Consider the following 12,233-nt stretch of genomic DNA (forward strand, 5'->3'; position numbering starts at 1 on the left):
GGGACGAGCGCCCCGGGCTGCAGCGGGCAAACCCAGCCCGCTGTCTTTACAAGCTGACGAATTTGGCCGACACTTGTTTTACAAGTCGAGGCGGCCGCGTCCCACAGGCCGGCCCGACCGCGAAACACCGCGAGGCCGCCTGCCGGCCCGCAACAGTCAACACGTCCCGAGACACCCGCCATGCCCGCCGTCACCGAAGCTCCGCCGCCCGTCGCCGCCAAACAGGCGCCGCTCTATATCAAGGTCCATCCGAACGACAACGTGGCCATCGTCGCCAACGACGGCGGACTGCCCGCGGGCACGGTGTTTCCGTGTGGCCTGACGCTGGTCGAAGGGGTGCCGCAGGGGCACAAGGTGGCGCTCACGGACCTGGCCGAGGGCGACGAGGTGGTGCGCTACAACGTGACCGTGGGCTATGCGGCGAGGCCGCTGCCGCGCGGCAGCTGGATCAACGAGCGCGTCACGACCATGCCGTCGGCCCGCACGCTCGACGACCTGCCCATCGCCACGCGCCCGGCGCCGCAGAGCACCCCGCTCGAGGGCTACACCTTCATGGGCTATCGCAACGCCGACGGCACCGTGGGCACGCGCAACATCCTCGCGATCTCGACCACGGTGCAATGCGTGCAGGGCGTGGTCGAACACGCCGTGCGCCGCATCAAGGACGAGCTGCTGCCGCGCTATCCCAACGTGGACGACGTGGTGGGCATCGAGCACACCTATGGTTGCGGCGTGGCGATCGACGCGCCCGGCGCGGCCGTGCCGGTGCGCACGCTGCGCAATATCGCGCGCAACCCGAATTTCGGCGGCGAGCCCATGATGGTGAGCCTGGGCTGCGAGAAGCTGCAGCCCGAGCGCCTCATGCCGGTCAAGGGCCGCGCCACCACGATTCCGATTGCCCAGCAGGATGCCAATCCCTGGGACGAGCCCGTCGACACCGTGTGCCTGCAGGATGAGCAGCACGTAGGCTTCGGCGCCATAATCGACGCCATCATGCAGACCGCCGAGAAGCATCTGGCGCGGCTGGATGCGCGGCGCCGCGAACCCTGTCCCGTGTCCGACCTGGTGGTGGGCGTGCAGTGCGGCGGCAGCGACGCCTTCTCGGGCCTCACCGCGAATCCGGCGGTGGGCTTCGCGGCCGACCTGATCGTGCGCGCGGGCGGCACGGTCATGTTCTCCGAGAACACGGAGGTGCGCGACGGCATCGACCAGCTCACGGCGCGCGCGGCCACCCCCGAAGTGGCGCAGGCGCTGATCCGCGAGATGGACTGGTACGACAAATACCTGGAGCGAGGCGCCGCCGACCGCAGCGCCAACACCTCGCCGGGCAACAAGAAAGGCGGCCTGTCGAACATCGTCGAGAAAGCCATGGGCTCGATCGTGAAGTCGGGTTCCTCGGCGATCTCCGGCGTGCTCTCGCCGGGCGAACGACTCACGTCGCGCGGCCTGATCTTCTGCGCCACGCCGGCCAGCGACTTCATCTGCGGCACGCTGCAGATGGCGGCCGGCATGAACCTGCACGTGTTCACCACCGGCCGCGGCACGCCCTATGGCCTGGCCCAGGTGCCGGTCGTCAAGGTGGCGACGCGCAGCGACCTGGCGCGGCGCTGGCATGACCTGATGGACGTGAACGCCGGGCGCATCGCCACCGGCGAGGCCACCATCGAAGACGTGGGCTGGGAGCTGTTCCGCCTGCTGATCGCGGTCGCCAGCGGCGAACAGCAGACCTGCGCCGAAAAGCTCAAGCTGCACAACGCGCTGGCGCTGTTCAACCCGGGCCCGGTGACCTGAGCCCGGCTTGGTATGCTCGGGGGGTGAGTCACTACCGGATCGCCCATGCCCGAGATCGATGCCCCGCAGCCCCTGCATGAAATCCGGCGCCGCCAGTTGCGGCGCATGCAGTTCTGGGCGCTCGTGTTGCTGCTGGCCATGCTGGCCGGCTTCATCACCAGCCACGTGATGGGCGGGCAGGGCGCCTGGGCCTGGGTGCGCGCCTTCTGCGAGGCCGCCACGGTGGGCGCGCTGGCCGACTGGTTCGCGGTGGTGGCGTTGTTCAAGCGGCCGCTCGGGCTGCCGATCCCGCACACGGCCATCATCCCGTCGAACAAGGAACGCATCGCCGACAACCTGGCGATCTTCGTGCGCGACCACTTTCTCGATCCCGACACGCTGCTGGAGAAGCTGCGCGCCTTCGACCCCGCGCTGCGGCTGGCGCGCTGGCTGTCCAAGCCGGCCCAGACCCGAGCGCTGGCACAGGGCGCGCGCAAGATCGCGCTGCAGATGCTGGACCTGCTGGACGAGCGCGCCGTGCGCGGCGCCATCCAGCGCTTCGTGGTCGACACGGTGCAGCGCTGGGACGCGGCCCGCACCGCGGGCGACGTGCTCACGCTGCTCACGCGCGACGGCCGCCACCAGGAGCTGCTCGATGCCGCGCTGTCGCGGCTGGGCGGCTATCTGGGCGAGGCCGACGTGCGCGACCGCGCCTCGACGCTTTTGGTGAAGTTCGCGCGCAAGGAGTGGCCGCGCATCGTGAAGGCGGTGGACCTGGTGGCCGACCTCGACGACATGGCCGACAAGCTGGCCGACAAGATCGCGCTGGCCCTGGTCGACGAGCTGCGCGAGGTGCTGGCCACGCCCGACCATCCGGTGCGGCGCAACTACGAGACCTGGGTGCTCGACTACATCGAGCGCCTGCGCACCGACCCGGCGCTGGCCGAGCAGGTGCAGCACATGAAGCAGCAGGCCATCGAGCACCCGAAGGTGCAGGAATACGTGCAGGCGCTCTGGGGCGACATCCACGGCGCCCTGCGGCGCGACCTGAGCAACGAGTCGTCGGCCATGGCCCGTCATCTGGAGTCGGCGCTGCGCAACCTGGCGGGCCGACTGGCGCGCGACCCCGGCATCCGCGACGCGCTCAACGCGCACCTGATGAGCGCGGCCAAGCGCCTCACGGGCCGGCTGCGCAGCGGCGTGACCGAGCACATCGCCCGCACCGTGAAGAACTGGGACGAGCGTCACCTGGTGCAGGAGCTGGAGCTCAGCGTCGGCCGCGACCTGCAATACATCCGCTTCAACGGCACCCTGGTGGGCGGGCTGATCGGCCTGTGCCTGCACGCGGTGGTGCTGCTGCTGGCGCCCTGAGCGTCAGCGGCGCGCCAGCTCCGGATTCCCGGCGCGGCGTGCGAGCAGAGGGCGCGCCTGGCTCACGCGGGCGCAGGACGGCAGCGCTGGCGCGGCGCGCCGGTCAGCGCACCGCTATCACGAACAGGCGCGGGAACGGCAGCAGCACGGTGCCGTCGGCCAGCGTGGTGTAGGCGCCGTCGATGGCGTCGTGATAGTCCTTCAGGAAGGCCTTGCGCGCGGGCTCGTCGAGCGGGCCGAGGAAGGGCCGCAGCGCCGACGCCGTGAACCAGTCCACCACCGCCTGCGTGCCGCCCTTGAGCGCGTGGGTGTAGGTCGTGCGCCACACGTCCACCTGGGCGGCGCGGCCGTACAGCAGCTCGAAATACCATTCGCCGGGGTGGCGATCGGGATGGGTCACGCGCCCGACCTGATCGGCCCAGCGGCGGCTGGCGGCCACCTCGCGCGCCACGCGGTGCGCCGGTTCGTCGAGGTTGTCGGGGGTCTGGACGGCGAGCGCGCCGCCTTCGGTCAGCGAGTCGAGCAGGCGCGGGTAGAGCGTGGCGTGGTCGGGCACCCACTGCAGCGAGGCGTTCGCCAGGATCACGTCCACCGGCGCGTTGGCACGCCAGGTCTCGATGTCGGCCAGCGCGAAGTCGGTGCCGGGCATGCGCTTGCGCGCGGCGTCGACCATGTCCTGCGAACTGTCCATGCCGCTCACCTGCGCCTGCGGATAGCGCGCGGCCAGCACTTCGGTGGAGTTGCCCGGGCCACAGCCCAGGTCGACGGCGCGGCGCACCTGGGCGTCGGGCGTGGGGATGGCGGCCACGAGGTCGCGCACGGGGCGGGTGCGTTCGGCCTCGAAGGCGGAATACTTCTGGGCGGACCAGCTCATGATGTCTCCTTCGGTCGCGGGCGGGCGGGTCGGGGCCCGCGCATGCCCTGCAGTCTAGGAGCGTCGAGCTATGATGACAAATGCCGTGATTGAACGATATCCATACCAGGGAGGTATGGCTCATGCTCGAACTGCGCCAGCTGCAGGCCTTTCTCACCATCGCCGAAACCGCCAATCTCACGCACGCCGCCGCCAGGCTGGGGATGCAGCAGCCGCCGCTCACGCGCATGCTGCAGGCGCTCGAAACCGCGCTGGGCACCGCGCTGGTGGAGCGGCTGCCGCGCGGCGTGCGCCTGACCCCGGCCGGGCTGGCGCTGGCGGAAGAGGCGCGCCAGCTCGTGGCGCGTGCCCAGGCGCTGCCGCAGCTCGCGCAGCGCGCGGCCGCCGGGCAGACCGGGCGGCTCGCCGTGGGCTTCACCAGCTCGGCCAGCCTGCATCCGCTGGTGCCCGAAGTGCTGCGGCGCTTTCGCGAACAATGGCCGGGCGTGCACATCACGCTCGAAGAGGCGGGCAGCGATGAGCTCGGCCAGGCCCTGGCCGAGGGCCGATTGCAGGCCGCCTTCGTGCGCTCGATGCTGATGCCCGGCGCGGCCCTGCAGGTGGATACGGTGCTGGAGGAGCCCATGCTGGCCGCCATTCCCGCCGGCCACGCGCTGGCGGCGCGGCCCGCCGCGACCCTGAGGCTGGCCGCGCTGGCGGACCAGCCCTTCGTGCTGTACCGCCGGCCCACGGGGCCGGGGCTGTACGACCGCATCCTGTCGGCCTGCCGTGCGGCCGGCTTCAGCCCGGACGTGGCGCAGGAGGCGCCGCGCCTCACCGCGACATTGAGCCTGGTGGCGGCCGGCTTCGGCGTGTCGCTGGTGCCGGCGTCGCTGCAGCGTTTCGGCGCCGAGGGCATCGTGTACCGCCGGCTGTCGGGGGCGCAGGGCTTGACCGCGCCGCTGTACCTCGCGGCCCATACCGGCGACGACGATCCGGTGCTGGCGCGGCTGCGGGCGCAGGTGCGCCAGGCGGCCGCGCGTGGCAGGCGTTCAGCCCGGACCGGTTGACGGCAGGGGCGCGGGCTGCGCCTGCGCGGCCACCTCCGCCTGCTCGCGGCGGCGCTGCGCGCGTCCCAGCGACAGGCCGGTGGCGGCCCAGCCCACGGCCAGGCCCGCCCCGATGAACATGGCCAGCGCGGGGTGGTCGCCCAGCAGGTCGAGTCCGCGCTTGAGCCAGCCGCTCACGGCGTCGCCGCCGCGATACACCACCGTGTCGATGAAGTTCTTGGCCTTGTATTTCTGCTCGGCGGGAATCACCGTGAACAGGATCTCGCGGCCCGGGCGCACCAGCGCGTACTCGCCGGCCCGGCGGACCACCATCACCACGGCGAACACCGCGAAGACCGGGGCCAGCGCCAGCGCCAGGAAGCCGGCCGCCACCACCAGCGGCACCGCCACCAGGAGCACGCTCACGCCCAGCCGCTGGGCGAGGCGGCCGGTGAAAAAGAGCTGGGTCAGGATGGCCAGGGTCTGGACCACGGCGTCCAGCATGCCGAAGACCTGCGTCTGCGTGGTGCGATCGGGAAAATGCTCGGCCACGATCCGCGCCTGTTCGAAGTACAGAAAGGTGTTGGCGCTCGCCAGCAGGATGACGAACAGCGCGATGCCCATCAGATAGGGCGAGCGGAACACCGCGGTCGCGCCCGACCAGGGGTTGCCGCCCAGCGGCTTGCGGCGCTCGGCCGCCTCCTCGCGCGCCAAGGGGTGGTGGCCGCGCCAGCGCAGCAGGCCCAGCGCCGCGGCCGTGCTGGCCGCCAGCATCAGCGCCGACAGCAGCAACAGGCCGGCGTGGCCGAGCGGCGCGACCAGCAGCGTGCCCAGCAGCGGTCCGGCCAGCCCGCCCAGGCTCGCGCCGCCCGCCATGATGGCGAACAGGCGCTTGGCCTGCCGGCTCGTGAACACGTCGGCCAGCACGCTCCAGGCCAGCGAGATGCTGAGCAGGTTGAAGACCGAGAGCCAGACGTAGAACACGCGCCCGACCCAGACGTCGTCGGGCCGCAGCTGCAGCGCGAGCGCGAAGCCCGCCAGGTTGAGCACGAAAAAGCCGTAGACCCAGGCCACCAGCGGCGCGCGCGCGATGCGCGAGGCCAGGGCGCCGAACAAGGGCAGGACCACCAGGGTCGCGACGAAGGTGGCCGTGAACAGCCATTGCAGGTTGTTCACGCCGCCGGCCAGGCCCATTACCTCGCGCACCGGGCGCAGCATGAAGTAGCCGCAGAACAGCAGGAAGAACATCAGCAGGCCGGCGGCGACCACGCCGGCCTCGCCCGGCTGCACGTTGAAGAGGCGGCGCAGGCGCGTCGCGAGCGGCGTAGCGTGGGCCATGCGCGCTCAGCCCACCGTGTCGATCAGCGACTGGCGTTGCTGCGGCGTGAGCGGCTTGCCGTAGCCGGCCCGCAGGTTGTCGGTCTGGCGCTCCGGCTTGCCGGTGGCCGGGATCACCGCCGTGACGGCAGGATGGCTCAGGCAGAAGCGCAGGAATGCCTGCGCCCAGGAGCCGATGCCGGCCTCGGCGGCCCAGCCGGGCAGCGGCTTGTCCTTCACCTTGCCGAACAGCCTGCCGTCGTCGAAGTTGCGGTTGACCAGCACCGCCACGCCCAGCGCCTGCGCCAGCGGCAACAGCGTGGTCTCGGCGCCGCGCGCGGTGACCGAGTAGTTGACCTGCAGAAAGTCGGGCTTGACCGTGCGCACCACCTCGGCAAGCTCGGCGTGGCCGCTCTCGGTGTAGTGCGTCACGCCGGTGTAGCGCGTCTTGCCCTCGGCCTTCAGCGCGGCGATGAGGGCGTACTGCGTCTTCCAGTCGCGCAGGTTGTGCACCTGCAGCAGCTCGACGTGATCGGTGCGCAAGGCGGCCAGCGATCCCTCGAACTGCGCCAGCCCGGCGTCGCGGCCCGTGATGCTGAGCTTGGTGGCGAGAAATGCCCTGTCGCGCAGCCCGGCCTCGGCCAGCAGCGCGCCGAGCACGGCCTCCGACTGGCCGTAGCTGGGCGAGGTGTCGATCAACGATGCGCCGGCGGCGAAGAAGCGCCGCAGCACCTCGCGCAGCGGCGCGCGCTCGGCCTCGCCGGCGCCCACGTTGAAACTGTCGGCGGTGCCCATGCCGATCACCGGCACGCGCTGGCCCGAGGACGGGATCGCACGGGTCTGCAACGGCGGGTGGGTGGGCTCCAGCGCCAGGGCGTGGCGCCACGCCGGGGCGAGCGCGGCGCCCGCGCCGAGCGCACTGAAACGGGCCAGGAAACGGCGGCGATCGGACATCCGGGGCTCCTTGAATCACGCGTGGCGGGACTGCCTAGTGTAGGGGTTCACGGGATTGAAACAATAGCTGGTGAACTGTCTGCCGCGCCCGTCGGAAGCCGGGGGCCAAGCGCCCGGAACGCCGAACCGCGAACCGGGAACTCGGAGCCCGAACCCCGAACCCCGAACTCGGAGCCCGGAGCCCGGAGCCCGGAGCCCGGAGCCCGGAGCCCGGAGCCCGGAGCCCGAACCCAAACCCGGCCCCGGCGCGCTTCGGCGCAGGATCGGTTATGGCGATATTGCGGATCGGTCGTTCGTTTTGTCATGTTCGCCGCGTATTCTGCAGCCATCGGATCGCGATCAGCGCGGTTCGGCAGAGATACCGCGCCGCATCCAGGGGCAATCCCGCTCCCGCCGCCGCGCCGTCTGCCCCAGGACTCCATGTAAAGGGCACGTCATGTTCGATACCTCCTACGCTTTGTCGGTGCGCGCCATCGCGGCGCTGGGCCGCTTCCAGCCGCCGCCGGCCAATTCCGGCACCCGCCCGGGCGAGATCAACCGCGCCAGCGTGGCGCTGTCGGTCGAGCGCATGCTGGCCGTGTCGGCCGCCTACTTCCAGATCCCCACCGCGCACTGAGCGCGCCCACACCGGTCAGGCCGTGCTGGCCGACCAGAAGGCCGAGCGCACCGCCGGCGCGGCCGCGATCCTCGCGGTGACGCGGTCCAGGCCCGCCTCGTCCATGGCCGCATCGGCCAGCGCGGCCTCGATTTCGATCGTGCCTTCGCCAAACTGATCCACCTTCAGGTCCGACAGCGGCAGCTGTGCGGCCTGCAGCATGTCTTCGAGCGTGGCCAGCGCCTGCTGCTGGTGTGCCTCGTCGGCGATCACGTGGATCACCATCGCCGCCTCGGTGGCCTGGGTCTGCACCGGCTGGCGGTTCACATAGCTGGCCACCGGCCGCAGCAAGGTGTTGGCCGCGAGCACACAGGCGGTCGCGGCCACGGCCTCGAGCAGCATCGAGGCGCCGGCGCAGGCGCCGATGGCGGCCGAGCCCCACAGCGTCGCGGCGGTGTTCAGGCCGCGCACGCTGCCGCCTTCGCGCATGATCGCCCCCGCGCCGAGAAAGCCGACGCCCGACACCACATACGAGATGACGCGCGCGCCGCCATCGGCCCCGCCGATGCGGAACGCCAGGTCGACGAAGATGGCCGCGCCGATCGCCACCAGCGCGTTGGTGCGCAGGCCCGCCGTGCGCTGGCGCACCTGGCGCTCGTAGCCCACCAGCGAGCCCAGCACGAAGGCCAGGCCGAGGCCGAACAGCGTGTTGGCGAAGGCCAGCAGGTCGAGGTTCTGGAAGTGCTTCATGGTGTGCTCCGTTCTTGAGGACGGTTGAAAAATGGCGAGCGCAGGCCCGCGGGCGCGCGATCCTCGCCGCGGCCTGCATGGGTGTCCTGCGTGGGCGCCCTGCATGGGCGCCCGGCGGGCGCGCCTCAGTGCAGGCCGGCCCAGCGCAGCAGCGCGGCAACCAGGGCGACCAGCCAGATGGCCAGCAGCAGGCCGATGCGGATCAGCCAGAGCCAATCGGTCGGCGTTCTCATGCCGGCTCCCGCGCGGCGCGCGGCGCCGCCGACAGGGGGGCGGGCCCCGGCAGGTAGCGGCACATCACCGGCGCGTGCGCCGCCTCGCGCAGCGTCACGATGAGCCCATGCAGCGCGGCGCGCGCCTCGCGCGGCACGCGCACCGCCAGCGTGGCCCGCGCCAGGCCGCGCCCATCGGGCCGGCCGGTGTGGACGTGCGTGACGCGCAACGGGCCGTCGCGCAGTTGGTAGTAAAGCGTCTTGCGGGCGCGGTGCAGGGTATCGGGCGCGGCAAGCACCGTGAGCTCGCAGCGCAGGATCGCGCTCGCGCCATGCACGGGATGAAGGGTCTGGTCGATGCGCATGCTCGTCTCCGGTTGGAGGACGCGCGGGTCGGCTTCGAGGGGCGGCACGGCGCCGCTCGCGCCATGCGGGCATGGGCGAGGGGAGGCATTCCGAGGAATGCCCGGTTACGTCGGCGGCAGATGCAGGCGAGGGCCTGCGAGGGTGCCGGTCCGGCGTCTCCTGCTCAAGCGCAGGAGACGGCAGCCGGTGACTGGCGTGGATCCTGCGTCAAGCGGCGCGTGCCGCCGTCGGTCGGCGACATCCGTCGTTGTCCACGTTGATCTCGTAAAGGTTGTCGGGGTGGCGTCATTATAGGAAGCGCAGGCGCGCGGCGGGCCGCTCGCGTGGTATGTGCGGCGTATACCTTGGTATCGCCGCGGCCCGCCTGCGGCTTCAGTAGCGCAGCGTGTAGGCCAGGCCGAACGTGCGGCCGCGGCCGTTGAACTGGAGCGACTCGGGCGTCATCAGGCCTGCGTACAGGATCTGCGCGCGCTGGCTCCACGTGGTCTGGTAGCGGCGATCGAAGAGGTTCTGCACGCCGAAACTCAGGGTGCCGGCCTGCTTCATGTCGTAGCTGCCGAAGAGGTCGAAGGTCAGGTAGCCCTCGATGCGGTTGCCGTCGCCATCCGACAGATCGAAATTGCGGTTGGCCTGCAGCCGCAGCGAGGTCGGACCGGACTTCCAGCCGCCGTAGAGCGAGGCCTTCGACGGGCTGGCGAGCGTCACGGTCTGCTTGCGCCATTCTCCCTGCGCATCCTGCTGCTCCGACTTGATCGCCAGCCAGTTCGCGCCGGCGCTCCAGTTGGGCGTGAAGTCGTAGTTGATCTGGCCTTCGAGGCCGTAGTTGCGCACCTTGCTCTGGGCCAGGCCCACCGAAAGCGAGATCGGCTCGATCACGAGCGCCTTGTCCGACCAGGCATAGAAGGCGGCGGTCTGCACGCTCAGCTTGCCATACTCGCCGCGCCAGCCCAGTTCGACCTGGCGCGTCTTCACGTTGGCCAGCTCCGAGCCCTCGATGGTCACCGCGTTGAGCAACTGCCAGTTGCCGCCGGCGCCGCCCTGCAGGCGGTAGGTGCCGTTGCCGTAGTACTTGCCCACGTCCACCAGCGAGAAGCCCTCGGAGTAGTTGAGCCAGGTCTGCTGGCGCGCGTCGATCTTCCACAGCAGGCCCGCGTTCAACAGCGTGGTGTCGTAGCTGTTGGTGCCGCCGGGAATGCGATCCGCGCTCGTGCCCAGGCCGTTGCGCATGAGGATCTGCTGCGAGACCGGCACGAAGTCGGCCAGATCGACCTTGTTGTGCTGCTGCCGCACGCCGCCGCTCAGGGTGAGCGCATCGGTCATGCGCCAGTCGGCCTGCAGGAAGGCGGCCCAGGTGTCGGCCTGGTAGTCGGGGTAGCGCTGCAGGTTGGCCAGGTTGTCGAAGTCCAGCCCGCCCGAGCTCACCGCGCGGTTCCAGTCGAAGTAGGCGGTGCCGCCGTTGAACTTCTCGTGGCTGTATTCCAGTCCATAGGTGAGCTTGAGCACGTCCCAGTCTTTGGTAAGCGCGGTCTTCAGGCCCCAGCTGTCGGTGTTCTGCTGCGACGCGCCGTAGTAGCGGCCGCGCTTGCAGTTGGCGCTGCCGGCGCAGGTGCCGTCGTTGTAGGAGAACTGGTTCGGGAAGGGATAGAAGTCGAGCTTCTCGCGCCGCCAATAGGCCTGTGCGTAGAGCTCCTGGCCTCCCAGCACGTCCTGCGCGGCGTAGTCGGCCAGCAGCATGCTGCGTTCCGTCGAGGGCTTCACGTCGGAGGTGAAGCCGTGGCGGATGTCGAGCTGCTCGGGGTCGGGTGCGCCGGCGACCGGCACGGAGCCGCTCAGGTTCTCGCCCAGGTACAAGGCCTTGCCCGGATGGAACTCCGAGGTGTAGTGCTGTGCCAGCAGCTTCACCGTCTGGTTCGAGGCCAGTTGCAGATCCAGCGTGCCCGACAGGTCGAGCGAGCGGTTGTACTGCATGTCGGTCTGGGTGGTGTCGGGAATCACCTGGCGGCCGCCCGCGTCATAGGCCGCGCCGTTCTGGGCGTAGGCCACGGCCAGCCGGCCGAACACCGTCTCGCTGCCGCCCGAGATCGACTGGGCCAGGCGCCAGTCCAGGTCGTCGCTGGCCTCGAAGCCGCTGCGCCCGGCGATCTCGGTCGTGAACTGCGCCGGGCCCGGCGCGCCGCGCTTGGTGATGATGTTGATGATGCCGCCGGTGGCGCCGCCGCCATACACCGAGCTGGCGCCGGACAGCACCTCGATGCGCTCGATGTTGAACGGCGAGATCGAGTCGAACTGGCGGCTGATGTTGCGCATCGAGTTCAGCGACACGCCGTCGATCATGATCTGGGCGCTGCGCCCGCGCATGTTCTGCGAGTAATTGGTGCGGCTCTGCGATCCCAGGTCCAGGCTGGGCACGAGGCTGCCCAGGATTTCGGAGAGGCTGGCCCCGCCCTTGGCCTGGGTTTCGATCTGTTCCTCGGTCACGTACCAGACGGTGCGCGGCAGCTCGCTGATGGTGGTCGGCGTGTAGCCGCCCACGACCACCACGGTGTCGAGCGCGCGCGGCGCCGCAGCCGATTCCGCGCCGGCCTCGATCAGGAACGCGCCAGGGCCGTTGGCGCGCCACACCAACGGCGCGCCGGCCAGCAGGCGGTCGAGCGCCTCGGCCGGCGTGTAGGTGCCCTGCAGCGCGGGCGCCGCGCGGCCGCGCGTGAGCTCGGCGCCGAAACTGACCTGCACGCCCAACTGCCGGCCGAGCTCGAGCAAGGCCGCGTCGAGCGGCTGGGCGGCCACCGACACGGGGCGGGCGGCGGAAGCGGCAACGGCGGCGGGCTGTTCCTGCGCATGGGCCAGGGGCGAGCAGGCCAGCAAGGCGATGGCCAGCGCGAGGGCGCGCGGCCGGGAGGGCAGGGGGCGGGCGGGGAAGGGCATGGAGACTCGCTGTGGAGGGAGGGGATATACCGGTAAGACGCACCCGGCGCGGCGCGACCCTACCCCCCTTC

At 70.9% G+C, this 12,233-nt stretch carries 10 protein-coding genes; 4 read left to right on the forward strand and 6 right to left on the reverse strand.

Features of this window, described 5'->3' with window-relative positions:
• Positions 1-180 precede the first annotated feature (180 nt).
• Positions 181-1,791 (forward strand): galactarate dehydratase, encoded by a 1,611-nt coding sequence (gene garD / locus CEG14_RS09965; RefSeq protein ID WP_094826220.1) that lies wholly within the window; start codon positions 181-183, stop codon positions 1,789-1,791.
• 45 nt (positions 1,792-1,836) lie between these two features.
• The gene (locus tag CEG14_RS09970) at positions 1,837-3,141 is read left to right on the forward strand and encodes a DUF445 domain-containing protein (RefSeq protein ID WP_094826221.1); all 1,305 of its coding nucleotides are present in this window, start codon (positions 1,837-1,839) and stop codon (positions 3,139-3,141) included.
• A 103-nt stretch (positions 3,142-3,244) separates the two neighbouring features.
• Here CEG14_RS09970 and tam read toward each other — a convergent pair whose 3' ends face one another.
• The gene (gene tam, locus CEG14_RS09975) at positions 3,245-4,015 is read right to left on the reverse strand and encodes a trans-aconitate 2-methyltransferase (protein ID WP_094826222.1); all 771 of its coding nucleotides are present in this window, start codon (positions 4,013-4,015) and stop codon (positions 3,245-3,247) included.
• Positions 4,016-4,137: 122 nt separating this feature from the next.
• Here tam and CEG14_RS09980 point away from each other — a divergent pair, with 122 nt between their 5' ends.
• On the forward strand, positions 4,138-5,064 hold the full coding sequence (locus tag CEG14_RS09980; RefSeq protein ID WP_094826223.1) for a LysR family transcriptional regulator: 927 nt from the start codon (positions 4,138-4,140) through the stop codon (positions 5,062-5,064).
• On the opposite strand, the gene CEG14_RS09985 is transcribed toward CEG14_RS09980, so the two are convergent.
• Positions 5,047-6,381, reverse strand: coding sequence for an NTP/NDP exchange transporter (locus tag CEG14_RS09985; protein WP_094826224.1), 1,335 nt, complete (start codon positions 6,379-6,381; stop codon positions 5,047-5,049). The two genes, CEG14_RS09980 and CEG14_RS09985, sit on opposite strands and share 18 nt — an antisense overlap.
• A gap of 6 nt (positions 6,382-6,387) precedes the next feature.
• Positions 6,388-7,314, reverse strand: a complete 927-nt coding sequence (locus CEG14_RS09990; protein WP_094826225.1) for an aldo/keto reductase — start codon at positions 7,312-7,314, stop codon at positions 6,388-6,390.
• Between the two features lie 436 nt (positions 7,315-7,750).
• Between CEG14_RS09990 and CEG14_RS09995 the strand changes: the two genes are divergently transcribed.
• Positions 7,751-7,930 carry a hypothetical protein gene (locus CEG14_RS09995; protein ID WP_094826226.1) on the forward strand — a complete coding sequence of 60 codons (180 nt, stop codon included), beginning with the start codon at positions 7,751-7,753 and terminating at the stop codon, positions 7,928-7,930.
• A gap of 15 nt (positions 7,931-7,945) precedes the next feature.
• Here CEG14_RS09995 and CEG14_RS10000 read toward each other — a convergent pair whose 3' ends face one another.
• The 3 genes from CEG14_RS10000 to CEG14_RS10010 all read right to left on the reverse strand — a co-directional run bounded on the left by CEG14_RS10000 (position 7,946) and on the right by CEG14_RS10010 (position 12,162).
• A complete protein-coding gene (locus tag CEG14_RS10000) occupies positions 7,946-8,659 on the reverse strand; it encodes an MgtC/SapB family protein (RefSeq protein ID WP_094826227.1) in 714 nt (237 codons plus the stop codon).
• A 229-nt stretch (positions 8,660-8,888) separates the two neighbouring features.
• Positions 8,889-9,236: a hypothetical protein gene (locus CEG14_RS10005; RefSeq protein ID WP_094826228.1), complete on the reverse strand. Its 348-nt coding sequence runs from the start codon at positions 9,234-9,236 to the stop codon at positions 8,889-8,891.
• A gap of 373 nt (positions 9,237-9,609) precedes the next feature.
• Positions 9,610-12,162: a TonB-dependent siderophore receptor gene (locus CEG14_RS10010; RefSeq protein WP_094826229.1), complete on the reverse strand. Its 2,553-nt coding sequence runs from the start codon at positions 12,160-12,162 to the stop codon at positions 9,610-9,612.
• Between the last annotated feature and the right edge of the window lie 71 nt (positions 12,163-12,233).

Source organism: Bordetella genomosp. 1 (assembly GCF_002261335.1).
Taxonomy (GTDB): domain Bacteria; phylum Pseudomonadota; class Gammaproteobacteria; order Burkholderiales; family Burkholderiaceae_B; genus Bordetella.

Coding starts and splice junctions, on each gene's coding strand:
- garD (WP_094826220.1), top strand. CDS start 181: ATGCCCGCCGTCACCGAAGCTCCGCCGCCCGTCGCCGCCAAACAGGCG.
- CEG14_RS09970 (WP_094826221.1), top strand. CDS start 1,837: ATGCCCGAGATCGATGCCCCGCAGCCCCTGCATGAAATCCGGCGCCGC.
- tam (WP_094826222.1), bottom strand. CDS start 4,015: ATGAGCTGGTCCGCCCAGAAGTATTCCGCCTTCGAGGCCGAACGCACC.
- CEG14_RS09980 (WP_094826223.1), top strand. CDS start 4,138: ATGCTCGAACTGCGCCAGCTGCAGGCCTTTCTCACCATCGCCGAAACC.
- CEG14_RS09985 (WP_094826224.1), bottom strand. CDS start 6,381: ATGGCCCACGCTACGCCGCTCGCGACGCGCCTGCGCCGCCTCTTCAAC.
- CEG14_RS09990 (WP_094826225.1), bottom strand. CDS start 7,314: ATGTCCGATCGCCGCCGTTTCCTGGCCCGTTTCAGTGCGCTCGGCGCG.
- CEG14_RS09995 (WP_094826226.1), top strand. CDS start 7,751: ATGTTCGATACCTCCTACGCTTTGTCGGTGCGCGCCATCGCGGCGCTG.
- CEG14_RS10000 (WP_094826227.1), bottom strand. CDS start 8,659: ATGAAGCACTTCCAGAACCTCGACCTGCTGGCCTTCGCCAACACGCTG.
- CEG14_RS10005 (WP_094826228.1), bottom strand. CDS start 9,236: ATGCGCATCGACCAGACCCTTCATCCCGTGCATGGCGCGAGCGCGATC.
- CEG14_RS10010 (WP_094826229.1), bottom strand. CDS start 12,162: ATGCCCTTCCCCGCCCGCCCCCTGCCCTCCCGGCCGCGCGCCCTCGCG.